This window comes from Donghicola sp. (assembly GCF_025210255.1).
Classification (GTDB): Bacteria; Pseudomonadota; Alphaproteobacteria; order Rhodobacterales; family Rhodobacteraceae; genus Donghicola; species Donghicola eburneus.
Genome location: NZ_JAOARZ010000014.1, coordinates 20,090 through 38,691 on the forward strand (window position 1 = coordinate 20,090; position 18,602 = coordinate 38,691).

General features: G+C 59.4%; 20 protein-coding genes. 17 read left to right on the forward strand and 3 right to left on the reverse strand.

What is annotated here, in order from left to right; translation table 11 throughout:
• The first annotated feature begins 5 nt into the window (after window positions 1-5).
• The 17 genes from N4A58_RS03825 to N4A58_RS03905 all read left to right on the forward strand — a co-directional run bounded on the left by N4A58_RS03825 (window position 6) and on the right by N4A58_RS03905 (window position 15,139).
• Window positions 6-329, forward strand: a complete 324-nt coding sequence (locus N4A58_RS03825; protein WP_293708015.1) for a hypothetical protein — start codon at window positions 6-8, stop codon at window positions 327-329.
• Entirely contained in the window at window positions 326-721 is a 396-nt protein-coding gene (locus N4A58_RS03830; RefSeq protein ID WP_293708017.1) for a DUF5333 domain-containing protein, read from the forward strand. The genes N4A58_RS03825 and N4A58_RS03830 overlap by 4 nt, the downstream gene beginning before the upstream one ends.
• Window positions 722-723: 2 nt before the next feature.
• Complete coding sequence (locus tag N4A58_RS03835; RefSeq protein WP_293708019.1) at window positions 724-1,116, forward strand: DUF5333 family protein; 393 nt, start codon at window positions 724-726, stop codon at window positions 1,114-1,116.
• A 4-nt stretch (window positions 1,117-1,120) separates the two neighbouring features.
• A complete protein-coding gene (nuoG, locus tag N4A58_RS03840) occupies window positions 1,121-3,121 on the forward strand; it encodes an NADH-quinone oxidoreductase subunit NuoG (RefSeq protein ID WP_293708021.1) in 2,001 nt (666 codons plus the stop codon).
• Window positions 3,122-3,153: 32 nt separating this feature from the next.
• Window positions 3,154-3,519: a hypothetical protein gene (locus N4A58_RS03845; protein WP_293708184.1), complete on the forward strand. Its 366-nt coding sequence runs from the start codon at window positions 3,154-3,156 to the stop codon at window positions 3,517-3,519.
• A 6-nt stretch (window positions 3,520-3,525) separates the two neighbouring features.
• Window positions 3,526-4,563, forward strand: coding sequence for an NADH-quinone oxidoreductase subunit NuoH (gene nuoH, locus N4A58_RS03850; RefSeq protein ID WP_293708023.1), 1,038 nt, complete (start codon window positions 3,526-3,528; stop codon window positions 4,561-4,563).
• Between the two features lies 1 nt (window position 4,564).
• Window positions 4,565-4,750, forward strand: coding sequence for a hypothetical protein (locus N4A58_RS03855; protein ID WP_293708025.1), 186 nt, complete (start codon window positions 4,565-4,567; stop codon window positions 4,748-4,750).
• Window positions 4,750-5,244 carry an NADH-quinone oxidoreductase subunit NuoI gene (nuoI, locus tag N4A58_RS03860; protein WP_293708026.1) on the forward strand — a complete coding sequence of 165 codons (495 nt, stop codon included), beginning with the start codon at window positions 4,750-4,752 and terminating at the stop codon, window positions 5,242-5,244. The genes N4A58_RS03855 and nuoI overlap by 1 nt, the downstream gene beginning before the upstream one ends.
• Window positions 5,241-5,648, forward strand: a complete 408-nt coding sequence (locus tag N4A58_RS03865; protein WP_072706101.1) for a carboxymuconolactone decarboxylase family protein — start codon at window positions 5,241-5,243, stop codon at window positions 5,646-5,648. Before nuoI ends, N4A58_RS03865 begins: the two co-directional genes overlap by 4 nt.
• Window positions 5,645-6,253 carry an NADH-quinone oxidoreductase subunit J gene (locus N4A58_RS03870; RefSeq protein WP_072706102.1) on the forward strand — a complete coding sequence of 203 codons (609 nt, stop codon included), beginning with the start codon at window positions 5,645-5,647 and terminating at the stop codon, window positions 6,251-6,253. The genes N4A58_RS03865 and N4A58_RS03870 overlap by 4 nt, the downstream gene beginning before the upstream one ends.
• 222 nt (window positions 6,254-6,475) lie before the next feature.
• A complete protein-coding gene (gene nuoK / locus N4A58_RS03875; protein WP_072706103.1) occupies window positions 6,476-6,781 on the forward strand; it encodes an NADH-quinone oxidoreductase subunit NuoK in 306 nt (101 codons plus the stop codon).
• 7 nt (window positions 6,782-6,788) lie between these two features.
• A complete protein-coding gene (gene nuoL / locus N4A58_RS03880; protein ID WP_293708027.1) occupies window positions 6,789-8,918 on the forward strand; it encodes an NADH-quinone oxidoreductase subunit L in 2,130 nt (709 codons plus the stop codon).
• Entirely contained in the window at window positions 8,918-10,465 is a 1,548-nt protein-coding gene (locus tag N4A58_RS03885) for an NADH-quinone oxidoreductase subunit M (protein WP_072706105.1), read from the forward strand. The genes nuoL and N4A58_RS03885 overlap by 1 nt, the downstream gene beginning before the upstream one ends.
• 13 nt (window positions 10,466-10,478) lie before the next feature.
• Window positions 10,479-11,918, forward strand: a complete 1,440-nt coding sequence (nuoN, locus tag N4A58_RS03890) for an NADH-quinone oxidoreductase subunit NuoN (protein ID WP_293708028.1) — start codon at window positions 10,479-10,481, stop codon at window positions 11,916-11,918.
• Between the two features lie 19 nt (window positions 11,919-11,937).
• Window positions 11,938-12,687 (forward strand): biotin--[acetyl-CoA-carboxylase] ligase, encoded by a 750-nt coding sequence (locus N4A58_RS03895; RefSeq protein WP_293708029.1) that lies wholly within the window; start codon window positions 11,938-11,940, stop codon window positions 12,685-12,687.
• Between the two features lie 12 nt (window positions 12,688-12,699).
• Entirely contained in the window at window positions 12,700-13,482 is a 783-nt protein-coding gene (locus N4A58_RS03900) for a type III pantothenate kinase (protein WP_293708030.1), read from the forward strand.
• Window positions 13,472-15,139 (forward strand): ribonuclease J, encoded by a 1,668-nt coding sequence (locus N4A58_RS03905; protein WP_293708031.1) that lies wholly within the window; start codon window positions 13,472-13,474, stop codon window positions 15,137-15,139. Before N4A58_RS03900 ends, N4A58_RS03905 begins: the two co-directional genes overlap by 11 nt.
• Window positions 15,140-15,256: 117 nt before the next feature.
• Here N4A58_RS03905 and N4A58_RS03910 read toward each other — a convergent pair whose 3' ends face one another.
• The 3 genes from N4A58_RS03910 to N4A58_RS03920 all read right to left on the reverse strand — a co-directional run bounded on the left by N4A58_RS03910 (window position 15,257) and on the right by N4A58_RS03920 (window position 18,540).
• Entirely contained in the window at window positions 15,257-16,672 is a 1,416-nt protein-coding gene (locus tag N4A58_RS03910) for a DEAD/DEAH box helicase (protein ID WP_293708032.1), read from the reverse strand.
• A gap of 138 nt (window positions 16,673-16,810) precedes the next feature.
• Window positions 16,811-17,791, reverse strand: a complete 981-nt coding sequence (locus N4A58_RS03915; protein WP_293708033.1) for a glycosyltransferase family 2 protein — start codon at window positions 17,789-17,791, stop codon at window positions 16,811-16,813.
• Window positions 17,788-18,540, reverse strand: coding sequence for a hypothetical protein (locus N4A58_RS03920; protein WP_293708034.1), 753 nt, complete (start codon window positions 18,538-18,540; stop codon window positions 17,788-17,790). The genes N4A58_RS03915 and N4A58_RS03920 overlap by 4 nt, the downstream gene beginning before the upstream one ends.
• Window positions 18,541-18,602 lie beyond the last annotated feature (62 nt).

Consider the following 18,602-nt stretch of genomic DNA (forward strand, 5'->3'; position numbering starts at 1 on the left):
TTGGTATGCGTGGTCTGACAGCAACTCTTCTGATCTCGGCGCTGGCTCTGTCGGCTTGCGGCAAGGATCCTTATGAATATGCGGGCTCGAACCACCGCGCAAAGGTCAAGTCAGCTCGGTCCGACCGTGCTGTGATGGTCATCCCTACCAAGCGCGTGTCTGATGGCCTAGAAGGCGCAAAGGCTGCGGCGGAATTCGAAGCGACCCGACACTGCATCCACTACTTTGGAACGTCGGACATCATCTGGACCGTGGGTCCGGAGACCCCGGACGACCAGTTGCCGATTGACGGCGAAGTCGTGACCTTCTCTGGGGAGTGCGCCGCGTGAGAGCAGCAATCCTCATAGCAACGCTTTTCGCGGCAGGGACGGCGCAGGCCAAAGTCCCGCTTAGCGATGTGAAGCCGATCAATGATGGGCTGACCGCTGTTGCGATCGCGGACCATATCCGTGTGAACTGTGACGATATCTCGGCCCGTCTCGTTGTGGCGTGGCGCTATATCGGTCAGCTTGAAGATCAGGCCAAGGCAATGGGATATTCGGAAGACGAGATCGAAGATTTCGTCACCGATAAGTCCGAGAAGAAGCGTGTGGCTGGTTTGGCGGCGGACTACATTCGCGCCCACAACGCGCAGCCCAAGGACGCCAAGACCCTGTGTGCCCTCGGCCGTGCCGAGATCGCCGCAAACTCGCCAATCGGCCAACTTCTGAGGGAGAATTGAGAATGCGCAAGCTGATCCTGATCTCCGCCGCCGTTCTGATGCCCCTGGCCGCTCAGGCGCGGGACATCACAGCGGACGAGAGTGTTCGCGGGTTCGTAACAACTTCGGTTCTGGCGGCGAAGGTCGCGCAGGGCTGTAAAAAGATTTCTGTTTCGACAGAGGGGCTTCTGGCCTTGCAGCTGGATGTGACCGCGCATATCGAAGCGGAAAATTATACCGTCGAAGAAGCAGCGCCTCTGCAGGACGCTGCCTTCAACGCAGAGATCGAAGAGGCCGCTGTGGCCCAGATCAAGGAACGTGGCTTCGACCCGCAAAAGGCCAAGGACCTTTGCGCGTTCGGGACCGAAGAGATGACGAAGGGCAGCCCCGTGGGCGCTGTTCTGGAAAGCAGGTGAGAAGATGACGGAACTTCGCAAGATCATCATTGACGACAAAGAGATCGAGGTCGATCCCGCCATGACCTTGATTCAGGCCTGTGAAGAGGCCGGGGTCGAAATTCCGCGCTTCTGCTATCACGAGCGCCTGACCATCGCGGGCAACTGCCGCATGTGCCTTGTTGAGGTTGTTGGCGGTCCGCCGAAGCCCGCAGCAAGCTGTGCAATGCAGGTCCGCGACCTGCGCCCTGGCCCCGAAGGCCAGCCGCCCGTCGTGAAAACCAACTCGCCCATGGTCAAAAAGGCCCGCGAAGGCGTGATGGAATTCCTGCTGATCAACCACCCGCTGGATTGCCCGATCTGCGATCAGGGCGGCGAGTGTGACCTTCAGGATCAGGCGATGGCCTATGGGGTGGACTTCTCGCGCTACCGCGAGCCCAAACGCGCCGTGGACAATCTGAACCTCGGTCCGCTTGTCGGAACCGCGATGACCCGCTGCATCAGCTGCACCCGCTGCGTTCGCTTCACCACCGAAGTCGCCGGCATCACCCAGATGGGCCAGACCGGTCGCGGCGAAGATGCAGAGATCACCAGCTACCTGAACGAGACGCTGGACAGCGAGCTGCAGGGCAACATCATCGACCTGTGCCCCGTTGGCGCGCTGACCTCGAAGCCCTACGCGTTTACCGCGCGTCCGTGGGAACTGACCAAGACCGAAACCATCGACGTGATGGACGCTCTGGGGTCGAACATCCGCGTTGACACCAAAGGTCGCGAAGTTATGCGCATTATCCCGCGCAACAACGATGGTGTGAACGAAGAGTGGCTGTCGGATAAATCGCGTTTCGTCTGGGACGGCCTGCGCCGCCAGCGTCTGGATCGCCCCTACGTCCGTGAGAACGGCAAGCTGCGCCCCGCATCGTGGGAAGAAGCGCTGAGCGCTGCGGCCGCAGCGATGAAGGGCAAGAAGGTCGCTGGTCTGATCGGTGATCTGGTTCCCGTCGAAGCTGCTTACGCTCTGAAGCAATTGATCGAAGGTCTGGGTGGCAACGTTGAATGCCGCACCGATGGCGCGAAGCTGCCCGCAGGCGTTCGCGGCGCCTACGCTGGTACTGTAGCAATCGAGGATCTGGATGACGCGGCAGAGATCCTGCTGGTTGGCACCAACCCCCGCGCCGAAGCCCCGGTTCTGAACGCACGCATCCGCAAGGCATGGCTGCGCGGCGCGAACGTGTCGGTCATCGGCGAAGGTGTCGACCTGACCTATGACTACACCCATCTCGGCACCGACCGCGCAGCTCTGGCCGGTGCGTCTGTCAACGGTGGCGTGATCATCGTGGGGCAGGGCGCTCTGAACGAGCTGGACGGCGAAGCGGTTCTGGCGACTGTCTTCAAGATGGCCGCAGCGTCGGGCGCTAAGGTTCTGGTTCTGCACACCGCTGCATCGCGCGTAGGTGCGATGGACGTCAACGCAGTGACCGAGGGCGGCCTGAAGGCGGCCTTGGAAGGTGCGGATGTGATCTACAACCTTGGCGCGGACGAAGTCGAAATCGACGCGGGCGCGACCGTGATCTATCAGGGCAGCCACGGCGACCGCGGGGCGCACCGCGCGGACATCATTCTGCCGAGCGCAGCCTATGTCGAAGAGCAGGGCCTGTTCGTGAACACCGAAGGTCGTCCGCAACTGGCGCTGCGCGCTGCCTTCCCTCCGGGTGATGCCAAAGAAAACTGGGCCATCCTGCGTGCGCTGTCCGCACATCTGGACGCCACCCAGCCGTGGGACACACTGATCCAGCTGCGTCAAGCGCTGGTCGGTGATGTCGCGCACCTCGCGATGGTGGATCAGGTGATCGAAAACGAAGCGCCGAGCCTCGAGGACAAACCTCTGGGCAAGGGCGAAGCAAGCTTCGTTAACGCGGTCAAGGATCACTACCTGACCAACCCGATTGCCCGCGCAAGCGCACTGATGGCCGAACTGTCGGCCAATGCCAAAGCGCGCCGCGACCAGAAGATCGCCGCCGAGTAATGCGCGGCTCGGTTGCCATATCCTGCGGCCTGATGGCCCTTTCGGTCGCGGCCTGTGCCTCGACCGATGCGGCTGAACCTGTGCCCTTTACCCCCGAGTACAGCGGTGTTCGCACCGCATTGCTCGAGGGCGACTTGGTGAATTTCCTCGTCGAAATGAAGGGCGCACGGGGCGCGGAGGATCTGGAAGCCTATGCAGAGTGTGCGGCCGCGCAATATGCGTTGATCCGCGGATACGGTTTTGCCCGCCATGTGCGGACGAATGTAGATAATCAGGGTAGCCTTTGGCGAGCAGATGCGGTTTACACCATCTCGCCGGCGCTGCCGCGCGGCCTTAGCACGATTGACGCCGAAGTCACCGTGCAGAACTGCGCAGAAAACGGAATACCGACGGTGTGAGGACCTATGGCTGACTTTTTCACCACCCCCTTGGGCGTCTTCGTCATCATCCTAGCTCAGTGCCTTGCCGTGCTGGGGTTCGTGATGGTTTCGCTGCTCTTTCTCGTTTACGGCGACCGTAAAATCTGGGCTGCGGTCCAGATGCGTCGTGGCCCCAACGTGGTGGGCGTCTTTGGCTTGCTGCAGTCGGTGGCTGACGCGCTGAAATACGTCACCAAAGAGATCGTCATCCCGGCGGGCTCGGACAAGGTCGTCTTTATGATGGCCCCGCTGACCAGCTTTGTTCTGGCGGTGATTGCTTGGGCGGTGATCCCGTTCGCAGATGGCTGGGTCGTTTCGGACATCAACGTCGCGATCCTTTACGTCTTCGCCGTTAGCTCGCTCGAAGTTTATGGCGTGATTATGGGCGGTTGGGCGTCGAACTCAAAGTACCCGTTCCTTGGCTCGCTGCGCTCGGCGGCGCAGATGATCTCTTATGAGGTTTCGATCGGTCTGATCATCATCGGTGTGATCATCTCGACCGGTTCGATGAACTTCGGTGACATCGTTGCTGCTCAGGATGGACGCTTTGGTTTCTTCAGCTGGTACTGGCTGCCGCACCTGCCGATGGTCTTCTTGTTCTTCATCTCGGCGCTGGCCGAAACCAACCGTCCCCCGTTCGACCTTCCCGAAGCGGAATCCGAACTGGTTGCTGGCTATCAGGTGGAATACAGCTCGACCCCGTTCCTGCTGTTCATGGCCGGTGAATACATCGCGATCTTCCTGATGTGTGCGTTGACCTCGCTGCTGTTCTTTGGTGGCTGGCTGTCGCCGATCCCCGGTCTGCCCGATGGCGTTCTGTGGATGGTTGCGAAGATGGCGTTCTTCTTCTTCCTGTTCGCAATGGTCAAAGCGATCACTCCGCGTTACCGCTATGACCAGCTGATGCGCCTAGGTTGGAAAGTATTCCTGCCGCTGTCGCTGGGTTGGGTCGTGATCGTCTCCTTCTTTGCCAAGTTCGAACTGTTCTGGGGCGCATATGCTCGCTGGACGGTAGGGGGCTAAGATGGACCTGCGCGGCGCCATTCTGGACGCGAAATACAAAGACATGATCTCGCTCGCCGATTTCATTGTCACAGATTGCAACCTTCCGGCTGAGGATGCGGATGGACATCCGCTCCCCCAGCAATCGGAACTCGCCGCTGCCATCTTCCGGTGGGCAGCGATGACCGGAACTCACGGAGAGAGCTAATGGCTGAGATCGACTATACCCGCGCGGCCAAGTACTTCCTGCTCGCGGACTTCTTCAAAGGCTTCAAGCTTGGCATGAAGTATTTCTTCGCGCCCAAGCCGACCGTGAACTATCCGCACGAAAAGGGCCCGCTGTCGCCTCGTTTCCGTGGCGAACACGCCCTGCGCCGCTATCCCAACGGCGAAGAGCGCTGCATCGCCTGCAAACTCTGCGAAGCGATCTGCCCCGCTCAGGCCATCACCATCGACGCCGAGCCCCGTGACGACGGCAGCCGCCGCACCACGCGCTACGACATCGACATGACCAAGTGCATCTACTGCGGTTTCTGTCAGGAAGCCTGCCCGGTGGACGCCATTGTCGAGGGCCCGAACTTCGAATTTGCGACCGAAACCCGCGAGGAATTGTTCTACAACAAGGAAAAGCTCCTTGAGAACGGTGCACGCTGGGAAGCAGAGATCGCCCGTAACCTCGAGCTGGATGCACCTTACCGATGACCGACGCCAAGAACATCTTCGAGCAGATGATGGCTCAATCGCTGGAAATGGCGAAGGCCATCAACCCCGCGCTTGAGAACTTCTCGCCCAAAGACTTCGAGGCAATGTGGCCGACGGTCCCGCGGGATATGATGGAACTTGCTTTTGGCAAGACCATGAATCCCGAAGGTCTGGACAGCAAGACGCGGCTGCTTTTGACGCTGGCAGGTCTGACCTGTCAGGGCGCAGTGGCCGAACCCCAAATTCGTCTGACCGTGCGCCACGCGCTCGAGGCAGGCGCAACCAAACAGGAGATCGCCGAGGCTATTGGCCAGATGGCGATGTTCGCGGGTATTCCCGCCATGTCCAAAGCGGCGTCCATCGCCCAAGAGGTCATGGCAGAGACAAAGGACGAACCGAAATGAGCGTAGCTGAACTTTCCTTCTACCTCTTCGCGCTAAGCACCGTGATCGGCGGTCTGATGACCGTGCTTGGACGCAACCCTGTTCACTCGGTGCTCTGGCTCATTCTGGCGTTCATTTCGTCGGCGGGTCTGTTTGTACTGATGGGCGCTGAATTTGTGGCGATGCTGTTGGTCATCGTTTATGTGGGCGCGGTCGCTGTGCTCTTCCTCTTTGTGGTCATGATGCTGGACGTTGACTTTGCAGAGCTGAAGGCCGGCATGGCCAAGTATCTGCCGGTCGCGCTTTTGATTGCTGTGATCCTGATGATGCAATTCGCGATGGCGTTCGGCGCATGGGACAGCAGCGAACTGGCCGAAGGTCTGCGCGCTGCACCTGTTGCTGCGGATGTTCAGAACACCGCTCAGCTGGGTGGGCTGATCTACGACAAATACTTCCTGCTGTTCCAACTTGCGGGTCTGATCCTGCTGGTCGCGATGATCGGTGCGATTGTGCTGACTCTGCGCCACCGTCCGGACGTCAAGCGCCAGAACGTTCTGGCCCAGATGTACCGCGACCCTGCAAAGGCGATGGAACTGAAGGACGTGAAGCCCGGCCAAGGGCTCTGATAGATGCACGAGCTTGCGCTGCTGCTCGAGCGCTTTTGGGCCACGGTTTGGCGTGGTTGGTGTAGCAGCGATGTGGGCTTTGAAAGCGGGCGCAACATGGATTGGTTTGCGCTGGTTTAGAAATAGACGGCGCGTCGGCTGAGGCCGGCGCCCGACCCAAGAACTGAAACGTCCGCCGCAACGAACGGCGGGCACCACCAAGGACAAGACCCGAGGGACGACATGATTGGTTTGGAACATTACCTGGTGGTCGCGGCGACGCTGTTCGTCATTGGCATCTTCGGCCTCTTCCTCAACCGGAAGAACGTCATCATTCTGCTGATGTCGATCGAACTGATGCTGCTGGCCGTGAACATCAACATGGTGGCTTTCTCCAGCCACTTGGGCGATCTCGTCGGACAGGTCTTCACACTCTTCATCCTCACGGTTGCTGCAGCCGAGGCCGCGATTGGTCTGGCCATTCTGGTCTGCTTCTTCCGGAACCGCGGCACCATCGCCGTGGAAGACGTCAACGTGATGAAAGGCTAAGGGGCCAATGGAAACCATCATTCTCTTTGCCCCGCTAGTGGGGGCGATTGTCGCCGGCTTCGGCTGGCGCATCATCGGCGAGCAGATCGCCTGTTATTTCGCAACGGGCATGCTGTTCTTTACCGCACTCCTGTCGTGGATCGTATTTCTTAGCTTCGATGGCACCACCGAGACCATCAATGTGCTGCGCTGGATCCAGTCCGGCTCGCTCGATACATCTTGGGCCATCCGTCTGGACCGCCTGACCGCGATCATGCTGATCGTGATCACCAGCGTCTCGTCGCTCGTGCACCTTTATAGCCTTGGCTACATGGCGCATGACGAGAACTTCCATCACGAGCATTACAAGGCGCGCTTCTTTGCGTACCTGTCCTTGTTCACCTTTGCGATGCTGATGCTCGTCACCGCCTCGAACCTCGTTCAGATGTTCTTTGGCTGGGAAGGCGTAGGTCTGGCCTCGTACTTGCTGATCGGTTTCTACTTCCGCAAGCCTTCGGCGAACGCGGCAGCGATGAAAGCGTTCGTTGTGAACCGTGTCGGTGACTTTGGTTTCGCACTGGGCATCTTCGCTCTGTTCATGCTGACCGATAGCATCAACTTTAACGACATCTTCGCTAACGCCGAGACCATCTCGCAGACCACGATCACCTTCCTCTGGCAGGACTGGAACGCGGCCGAGATCATTGCTTTCCTGCTGTTCATCGGCGCGATGGGTAAGTCGGCTCAGTTGCTGCTGCACACTTGGCTGCCTGACGCGATGGAAGGCCCGACCCCCGTGTCGGCCCTGATCCACGCGGCAACCATGGTTACCGCGGGTGTTTTCCTGGTCTGCCGTATGTCGCCGATCATGGAATTCGCGCCCAACGCGACCACTTTCATCACTTTCCTTGGTGGCACAACCGCGTTCTTTGCGGCGACCATCGGTCTGGTTCAAACCGACATCAAGCGCGTGATTGCGTACTCGACCTGTTCGCAGCTCGGCTACATGTTCGTTGCCGCTGGTGTAGGCGCCTACGGTCCGGCGATGTTCCACCTGTTCACACACGCCTTCTTCAAAGCGATGCTGTTCCTTGGCGCCGGCTCGGTCATCCACGCGATGCACCACGAGCAGGACATGATGAACTACGGTGGTCTGCGTAAGAAGATCCCCATGACCTTCTACGCGATGATGATCGGTACGTTGGCGATCACCGGCGTTGGTATCCCGCTGACCCACATCGGTTTCGCTGGCTTCCTGTCCAAAGACGCAATCATCGAAAGCGCATTCGCAGGCGGCAACATGTATGCCTTCTGGATGCTGGTCATCGCTGCTGCGTTCACCTCGTTCTACAGCTGGCGTCTGATGTTCCTGACCTTTTACGGCAAGCCTCGCGGCGATAAGCACACCCACGACCACGCTCACGAGAGCCCCATGGTCATGCTGGTGCCGCTCGGCGTCCTGAGCCTTGGTGCGGTCTTTGCTGGTATGCTCTGGTACAACAGCTTCTTCGGCCATGCCGATCAGGTTGGTAAGTTCTTTGGCATCCCCGTCGCAGAGGCTTCGGCACATGCTGCCGAGGGTGAGCACGAGATGGATGGCCACACGGACGAAACCCACGCTGCGGATGATCACGCCGCCGAAGCCGAAGAACATCATGGCGACGCGGCTGAGGGCGAGCATCACTATGCATTCACCGGTCAACCGGGCGAGGGCGCGATCTACATCGGTGCAGACAACACGGTGCTGGATGACGCGCACGCTGTTCCGGCCTGGGTCAAGGTTAGCCCCTTTGTCGCAATGCTCGGTGGTCTGCTGATGGCGATCTGGTTCTACCTGATCAACCCGTCGCTACCTGGCCGTTTGGCTGCAAACCAGCGCCCGCTCTACCAGTTCTTGCTGAACAAATGGTACTTCGACGAAATCTACGATTTCATCTTCGTTCAGCCTGCCAAAGCCATCGGCCGCTTCTTCTGGAAGAAGGGTGACGGGACGGTCATCGACGGGGCCATCAATGGTCTGGCGATGGGTATCATTCCCTTCTTCACCCGCCTCGCTGGCCGTGCGCAGTCTGGCTACATCTTCGGCTATGCCTTCGCCATGGTGCTGGGTATCGCCGTACTAATCACCTGGATGACGCTCACCGGGGGAGCGAACTAATGGGAAACCTACTCTCAATCGTAACCTTCTTGCCTCTGGTGGCGGCAATTGTTCTCGCCGTCTTCCTCAGGGGCAATGACGAGGCTGCGCAGCGCAACGCCAAATGGCTCGCGCTCGTCGCCACCGCTGTCACTTTCCTGATCTCGCTCTTCATTCTGGCCGAATTCGACCCTGCGAACACTGGCTTCCAGTATGTCGAAGAGCGGGACTGGCTCTTGGGCCTGAAATACAAAGTGGGCGTGGACGGGATCTCGGTTCTATTTGTGCTGCTGACCACTTTTATCATGCCGCTGGTTATTGCCTGCAGCTGGGACGTCTCCAAGCGCGTCAAGGAATACATGATTGCGTTCCTTGCGCTGGAAACCCTGATGATCGGCGTGTTCGTTTCGCTGGACTTGGTTCTGTTCTACCTGTTCTTCGAAGCCTCGCTGATCCCTATGTTCCTGATCATCGGGATTTGGGGTGGCGCGAACCGCATCTACGCATCGTTCAAGTTCTTCCTCTACACCTTTTTCGGCTCGGTGCTGATGCTGGTGGCGATGGTTGCGATGTATACCGACGCGGGTACCACCGACATTCCGACCCTGCTGAACCACACCTTTGCCTCGGAAACGCTGAACCTCTTTGGCTTCCAGATCATCGGCGGCATGCAGACTTTGATGTTCATCGCCTTCTTCGCGTCCTTTGCGGTGAAGATGCCGATGTGGCCCGTCCACACATGGCTGCCCGACGCACACGTTCAAGCGCCGACTGCTGGCTCGGTTGTGCTGGCGGCAATCCTGCTGAAGATGGGCGGCTACGGCTTCCTGCGCTTCAGCCTGCCGATGTTCCCCGTTGGTGCTGAAATCCTGACGCCTGTGGTGTTCTGGATGTCCGCCATCGCGATCGTCTACACCTCGCTGGTTGCGCTGGTGCAGGAAGACATGAAGAAGCTGATCGCTTATTCGTCCGTCGCGCACATGGGCTATGTGACCATGGGTATCTTTGCTGCGAACCAGCAGGGTATCGACGGCGCGATCTTCCAGATGCTGTCGCACGGCTTCATCTCGGGCGCTCTCTTCCTCTGCGTTGGTGTGATCTACGACCGTATGCACACCCGCGAGATCGACGCTTACGGTGGTCTGGTAAACCGTATGCCCAAATACGCGCTGGTGTTCATGCTGTTCACCATGGCGAACGTGGGTCTGCCGGGCACTTCGGGCTTTATTGGTGAATTCCTGGTCCTGATGGGCATTTTCCAAGAGAACACCTGGGTTGCGGCAGTTGCGGCATCGGGCGTGATCTTCTCGGCGGCTTATGCGCTGTGGCTGTATCGCCGCGTTGTCATGGGTGCGCTGATCAAGGAAAGCCTGAAGGCGATCACCGACATGTCGACCCGCGAGCGAGCCATTTTCGCGCCGCTGATCATCATGACGATCTTGCTGGGTGTGTACCCCGCACTGATCACAGACATCATCGGGCCGAGCGTTTCGGCTCTGATCGACAACTACGACACGGCACTGGCAGCGGTTTCCCACGAAACCGCCGGCCAAGTGGCCCAACACTGAGGAGGGTGGCCCGATGCAGGCTGACCTAGCAATCCTTCTGCCCGAAATCCTCTTGTCGCTGTTCGCTCTGGCTGCACTGCTCGCTGCCGTCTACACCGGCAAGGACAAAATGGCATCCGCACTGGTCTGGCTGACCAGCGCCGTGATGCTGGTGCTGGCCGCGTGGATCGGTCTGGGGGACGCAACCACCCAGATCGCGTTCGACGGCACTTTCATCAATGACGGCTTTGCCCGTTTCTCCAAAGTCGTGATCCTGATCTCAGCGGCCATCGTTCTGGTCATGAGCCAGGAATACATGAAGCGTCGGGATATCCTGCGCTTCGAATACCCGATCCTCGTGTCGCTCTCTGCGGTGGGCATGATGGTGATGGTCTCTGCTGGCGACCTGATTGCGCTTTACATGGGTCTCGAGCTGCAATCGCTGGCGCTGTACGTTGTGGCATCGCTGCGCCGCGACAGCGCAAAGTCGACCGAAGCGGGTATGAAGTACTTTGTCCTCGGCGCGCTTAGCTCCGGTCTGCTGCTCTACGGTGCATCGCTGACCTATGGCTTCTCTGGCACGACATCGTTCTCGGGCATCATTCAGGCGGTGCAGGGCGATCACCTGTCGCTCGGCGTACTGTTCGGTCTGGTGTTCATCACCTCGGGTCTGGCTTTCAAGGTGTCGGCAGTTCCGTTCCACATGTGGACCCCCGACGTCTACGAAGGTTCGCCGACCCCCGTCACCGCGTTCTTCGCGACCGCGCCCAAGATGGCTGCGATGGGTCTGTTCGCGCGCGTTATGCACGATGCCTTTGGCGGTGCTGTAGGCGACTGGCAGCAGGTCATCGCGTTCCTCGCGGTTCTGTCGATGTTCCTTGGCTCGATCGCTGCGATCGGTCAGAGCAACATCAAGCGTCTGATGGCCTACTCGTCGATCGCTCATATGGGCTATGCTCTGATGGGACTGGCGTCGGGCACCGCGCTGGGTGTTGAATCGATGCTGGTCTACATGGCGATCTACGTCACCATGAACGTTGGCACCTTTGCCTTCATCCTGTCGATGGAACGCAATGGCACCCCCGTGACCGACATCAAGTCGCTCAGCAACCTGTCCAGCTATGCACCGGGCCGAGCGTTCTCGTTGCTCGTGCTGATGTTCAGCTTGGCCGGCGTGCCTCCGATGCTCGGCTTCTTCGGTAAGCTTTACGTGCTGCGTGCTGCTTACGAAGGTGGGCTGGCTTGGCTGGCCGTGGCCGGTGTGGTCGCATCGGTGATCGGTGCCTACTACTACCTGCGCATCGTGTTCTTCATGTACTTTGGCGAAGAAGCCGAAGAGCTGGACGCCCCCCGCAACCCCATTCTGTCGGGTCTGCTGGTTGGTTCGGCTGTTGTGATGATCGCCGCTGTCCTGCTGAACATGTTTGGCATCGACGGTGCAGCAGCGGCAGCAGCCGCGTCGCTGGTCAACTAATGATCGCGGGCCAGAGTGCATGAGCGGCTGGCCCGTTGAATACGCAAGGCGGGTGCTGTCCACAGTAGACAGCACCAACGCCGAAGCGGCGCGCATTGCGCCCGAAACGACCCAACCCACATGGATCCTTGCGCTAGAACAGACCGCCGGACGCGGTCGGCGGGGCAGGGTGTGGGCCAATCCTCCTGGAAATTTCGCAGCGACCCTGCTGCTGCGTCCGACTGAGGCCCCGCATCTGACGGCCCTGCGGTCCTTTGTTGCGGCACTGGCGCTGCACGAGGCTTTCGTGACGGTCAGCGGTCGGCCCGAGGCATTCTCGCTGAAATGGCCCAATGATGTGCTGCTGAATGGCGGCAAAGTCGCTGGTATCTTGCTCGAGTCGTTGGGGGTCTTTCACGGCGTGAGTTACTTGGCGGTGGGTATCGGTGTGAACTTGATTGCCGCGCCCGATCCCGCACAACTTGAGGAACGCGCTATCCGTCCTGTGTCTCTGATGTCAGAGACCGGCGCGCACGTAACCCCTGAAGAATTCCTTGAGGCGCTGGCCATAGCCTATGCCGCCTATGAGACCCAATTTCAGACCTATGGCTTCGAGCCCATCCGCCAAGCGTGGCTGGCCCGCGCGGCGAAGCTTGGCGAAGTCATTTCCGCCCGCACCGGCAATACCGAGCGAGTCGGCACATTCGAGACTTTGGACGAACACGGCAACTTGGTTCTAAGGACCGCACAGGGGCGCGAAGCGATCCCCGCTGCCGACGTCTTTTTCTAAGAGGACCAGCGTATGCTCCTTGCGATTGACTGCGGAAACACAAACACCGTGTTTTCGATCTGGGACGGTAGCGAATTCATCGCCACATGGCGCACTGCCACCGAACACCAACGCACCGCCGACCAGTACTATGTCTGGCTGACCACACTCATGAAGCATCGTGGGATCGAGGCTGACATCACCGATGTGATTATCTCGACCACTGTGCCGCGCGTTGTTTTCAACTTGCGTGTCTTTGCAGACCGGTATTTCAACACCCGCCCGCTGGTTGTCGGTAAGCCGGGATGTGAGTTGCCGGTTGAAGCTCGCGTGGACGCCGGCACCCAAGTCGGTCCCGACCGTCTGGTAAATACGGTTGCGGGCTATGACCGCTACGGCGGCGATCTGATCGTGGTGGATTTCGGGACGGCGACGACTTTCGACGTTGTTGACAGTGATGGTGCCTATATCGGCGGTGTGATTGCGCCCGGCGTGAACCTGAGCCTTGAAGCCCTGCACCAAGCCGCCGCAGCACTGCCCCATGTGGATGTCAGCAAGCCGGATCGTGTTATTGGAACGAACACAGTAGCGTGTATGCAATCCGGCGTGTTTTGGGGCTATATTGGTCTGGTGAGCGGCATAACCAGCCGGATCAAGGCAGAAAGAGCACGCCCGATGAAAGTAATTGCCACGGGTGGGCTTGCACCCTTGTTCCAGCAGGGTGATACCCTATTTGACGTGTTTGACGAATTTCTGACGATGCACGGCTTGACCGTCATCCATGACTACAACAAGGATAAAACGCTTGAGCAGTGAGAGACTGATCTATCTTCCCCTCGGTGGCGCGGGGGAGATCGGGATGAACGCCTATGTGTATGGCTACGGCCCCAAGGACAACGAGCGCCTGATCCTCGTTGACCTGGGTGTGACCTTTCCGGACATGGACAGCACCCCCGGTGTCGACCTGATCATGCCCGACATCCAGTGGCTCGAAGAACGCAAGAACCAGCTGGACGCGATCTTTATCACTCACGCGCACGAAGACCACGTGGGCGCCGTGGGCCACCTGTACAGCCGCCTCGGCGCGCCGATCTATGCGCGTGCATTTACTGCGGCGATTGCACGTCACAAGCTGGCGGAATACGGCGTGCACGAAGGTGCGGTTCGCACCGTGTCCGCCTATCCCGAAACGACCGAGATTGGCCCGTTCAAGGTCAGCTTTGCCCCGATTTCACACTCGATCCCCGAAAGCTCGGGGCTGGTGATTGACACTCCCGCGGGCCGGATCGTGCATTCGGGTGACTTCAAGATCGACACCACACCGGTCATCGGCGAACCCTTTGATCATCAGATGTGGGCCGAAATCGGTTCGTCTGGCGTCAAGGCGCTGATGTGTGACAGCACCAACGTGTTCAGTGACAATCCTGGCCGTTCCGAAGCAACCTTGAAGCCGAACCTCGAAGAGTTGATTGCGGCGCAGAAAGGCATGGTCGTTGCGACCACTTTTGCGTCGAACATCGCGCGTCTCCAGTCGCTTGCGACAGCGGGGCAGGCTGCGGGGCGTTCGATTTGTTTGCTGGGGCGCGCCATGCGCCGCATGGTCGAAACGGGCGTGCAAACCGGTATCCTGACGGACTTCCCCAAGACCGTAAGCGCCGAGGATGCCAACAGCATTCCGCGCGAGAACCTGATGCTGATCGTGACCGGATCGCAGGGCGAACGCCGCGCCGCGACCGCGCAACTGGCGCAGGGCAAGTATCTGGGCCTGACTATGAAAGAGGGCGATACCTTCCTCTTCTCGTCCAAAGTCATTCCGGGCAATGAGCGCGGCGTGATCCGCATCATGAACCAGTTCTCAGAAATGGGTGTGGACATCGTGGACGACGCCGGAGGTCTTTATCACGTGTCAGGCCATGCGAACCGCCCCGATCTGGTGACCATGCATGATCTGGTGAAACCCCAGATGCTGGTTCCGATGCACGGTGAGCACCGCCACCTGCGAGAGCATGTGAAGGTCGCCGCCGAGCGTGGCCTGCAAGGTATCGTCGCGGTCAATGGCATGATGCTCGACCTCACTGGCGACGCGCCCAAGGTTGCTGAATACATCGACACTGGCCGCACTTACTTGGACGGCTCGGTTCAGATTGGCGCGATGGACGGGATCGTTCGTGATCGTATCCGCATGGCGTTGAACGGACATGTCACTGTGACGGTGATCATGGACGAAGAGGATGAACCTCTTGGCGAACCTTGGTGCGAAGTCAAGGGTTTGCCGCAGATGGGTCGCAGCGGCGCGCCGCTTGTGGACGTTCTGGAAGAAGACCTTTCGCAAGCCATCGGACGGGCAGGGAACAAAACCTTGGTTGACGATGACGCATTAGAAGAGGCGTTGCGCCGAGCCGCCCGCAAGTCCGCTCTGGATGAGATTGGCAAGAAGCCCGAAGTCACCGTGGTCATCAGCCGCCTCGCATAAGATTAGAAAAGGTCGCCTCTGGCGGCCTTTTTCATGAGCTTCGTGTCAGAGACACGGACAAGAAAAAAGCGCCTCCCGAGACGGGGGCGCTTTCTGCGTTTCACTTTGGTGGCTTGATCAGAGGCCGGCTGCGCGGCGTTCGTCAAAGCTCATGGCGATGAAGCTCGGCATGTGGTCGCCCATGCCAACGATCACGCCGCGGCCTCTGTTGCTCTCGGCCACTTGATCGGCAGGGCTGCCGCCACGCTTGCGCGACTTGCTGCTGCGCGGGTTGCGCTTGGGCTGCTCTTCGGGTGCGGCCTCTGCCGCTGCCTTGGGACGATCATCCGAGCGCGACTTGGAGCGGCTGTTGCGCGGCTCTTTGGTTTGCTCTTCTGGTTCGTCCGCGAGCGGGTTTTCCAGACGGGGAATTTCTTTTTGCAGCAGCGCTTCGATTGCAGCCAAGTTCTTGTCGTCGCGGGGCTCGCTGATCATGACAGCTTTGCCATCACGGCCTGCGCGGCCAGTCCGGCCGATGCGGTGGACATAGTCCTCTGCGTGGGTCGGAACGTCAAAATTGAACACATGGGTCACGCTTGGAACGTCGAGACCGCGCGCAGCCACGTCAGAGGCTACAAGGAATTTGATCTTGCCTTCGCGGAAATCATCCAGCGTACGGTTCCGTTGCGACTGGTCCAGATCACCGTGGATCGGCGCGGCGTCGTAACCATACTTTTTGAGCGATTTCGAAACGATATCCACGTCCGACTTGCGGTTGCAGAAGATCACGGCATTGTCGACGCTTTCGCCTTCGGCATCGATCAGTTTGCGCAGCAGGGCGCGTTTGCGGGTGCCGGAACGGTCGCGCTTGGCCCCTTCAAAGATGCAGACGTTCTGCGCAATCCGCTCGGACGCAGTGGCCTGACGGGCCACCTCAACCTTGGCAGGGGCCGAGAGGAAGGTGTTGGTGATCCGTTCGATTTCGGGCGCCATCGTCGCCGAGAAGAACAGGGTCTGGCGGGTGAAAGGCGTCAGGCTGAAAATGCGTTCGATGTCGGGGATGAAACCCATGTCGAGCATACGGTCAGCTTCGTCCACCACCATGATTTGCACGCCGGTCAACAGCAGCTTGCCACGCTCGAAATGGTCGAGCAGACGGCCGGGGGTCGCGATCAGAACGTCGACGCCCTTGTCGATCAGGGCTTCTTGTTCCTTAAACGATACGCCACCAATCAGCAGAGCTTTGGTCAGCTTCATGTGCTTGGTGTAGGTGTCGAAGTTCTCGGCCACCTGTGCCGCCAGTTCGCGGGTTGGCGCCAGAACCAAGGAACGGGGCATGCGTGCACGTGCGCGGCCCTTGCCAAGCAAGGTGATCATCGGCAGCGTGAAGCTGGCGGTCTTGCCTGTGCCTGTTTGGGCGATCCCAAGAACGTCGCGCCCTTCGAGAGCGGGCGGAATCGCTCCGGCCTGAATCGGGGTCGGCGTTTCGTAGCCGGCTTCTTCAATAGCTTTCAGGACTTTCGGGTCGAGCGACAGGTCAGAAAATTTCGTCATGTGTATCCGTGGTTTACGGACGCGTCTCGGCCCGTAGCGGTTTCAGGAGGCGCGATTTGCGCCAAACGCCCTCCGGTGAGGGCTGTTTCCGAGGGCGGCATAGCGGAAAAAGCGTTTGCGGTCAATCAGACAGGCATTTTACGCCCATTGGGGGCCGAATTGGCGCTCTCGGGCGCCCTGTAGGTCCAGATTTCGCATCTTTAATCGGCCAAAGCGGTCCAACCGCGCGCGTAAATCCGGCGTGGCGAGGCACACCTCGGTATAGAATTCCTTGAGTCCGTCTTCGCCGGCGCCAGCTTCGATTTCTTCGAATAGGCGATTCAGGTTTGGGGCGTCGGGATCAGGTTTCGTGCCGGGCGGGGCAACAGGGGGGGCGAGTTCTGCGCGATAAGACCCTTTGCGGCGGCGATAGGTCAGCGATTTGCGCCATTGGTCCCACGTGTGGGCATGCAGGTGACAGAGGGTCAGATCCGGCAATTCCGCTTCGCCTGGATTCTGTGTGCCGTTCTGGATCACGTTGTGGATGCGGACCATCATGTCAGGCTGGTGGGTCCGCACGGCCATCTTTCCCGCCAAGTGGGACAGGAAGCCGCCGTTCAGAAATTCGCCATAGGTTGGGTAAATCTCGCGGGTTTCTTTGCGCCTTTGATCCCATTCAAGCGCGGCGGATTTGAAGGGCGTCAGGCCGTCAGTGATGTCTTGCCCGTCGGTCGAGAGCGCTTCGAGCGGGCGGATGCGGGCGCAGAGTGCATCCTGAGGGAGCGCATCCAACTGGCTTCGTACGTCCTGTTCGGCCCAAAGGAATTCATCCACGTCGATGTGGATCAGCCAGTCGACGTTGTTGTGCATATAAGACCATTTGGCATTCGCGAATTGGCGAGCCTGGTGCATCGGCGGACGCTGATGTTCCTCGCGCGGGCGGCGCATCCGCCAGTATTTGTCGTCAGTCTGGATGAGTTTAACGCGGGGGTGGTCCGCGAGCGCAGCCTCTGCGCGGGGGCAGGGGGCGTCCAGATAAAGGTGCAGTTCGTCGACGCCGAGTTCCAGATGGTAAGCGACAAAGCTGATGATCTCTTTGGCGGTGGCTTTGACGGTCGCCACAATCCCCCAACGTGTCATGCGCCGCGCTCCTCTCGGCGCGCGATGCGCTCTCTCATGGTTTGGATGCGGTGAAAGAGCGTGCCGGGATCGCGGTTCAACATATCCAGCAAGTGATGTGCCAATGGGGCGATGACTGGATCAGAGCTCGCGTCGCGCCACAGCGGAGCGAGGGTGTTGTAGTCCAGACCGCCGGATTTGAGCGAGAAGTCGTCCATTTCCATGGGCAGGGGGACTTTGGCGCGTTTGCCCAAACGATAGGGCTCTTCGGGCGGAGTGCCGCTGAAGGTGCGCTCGAATTCGTAGAGCTTCATCATCGAAAAAAGCAGGCCAAGGCTGGCACCAACACGTCGTTGCGTCTCTGTTTGGCCATGGTCGGCGAAGGTCTGAAGAGACGACACCAACCATCTGGCATTTAGCTCTTGCAACAGGGTTGCTGCGTGCTCCTCCCAGATACGACAGAAAAGGGCGGGGGCATGATCGGGCCATGCACGGCGGCGCAGGTGCGCGATGAGCAGCGCGTTCAGATGTGCAAGGCGAGAGGCTCCGGCGAGCTCGGTTGCCAGTGCATGGGCCTTGAAGGCATAGCTTGACGCTGGCTTGATTAAGGGCTCCGGCGGATCAGGCATCGTGCCTGTCGCCAAAGCATCCAGATCGCAATCCAGCTGTGGCAAACCTTCGCCCTCGCGCGCAGTCAGTGGATCGCGGCGCTCTTCCCAGCGGGCAATAATCCCTTCGAATCCATCAGGATATGTAAGCTCTTTGACCATATCGGTATGGTGGTCTGCCGTGTCTCGTGACGCAAGGGGCAATCGGATGGCAGTCGATTTTC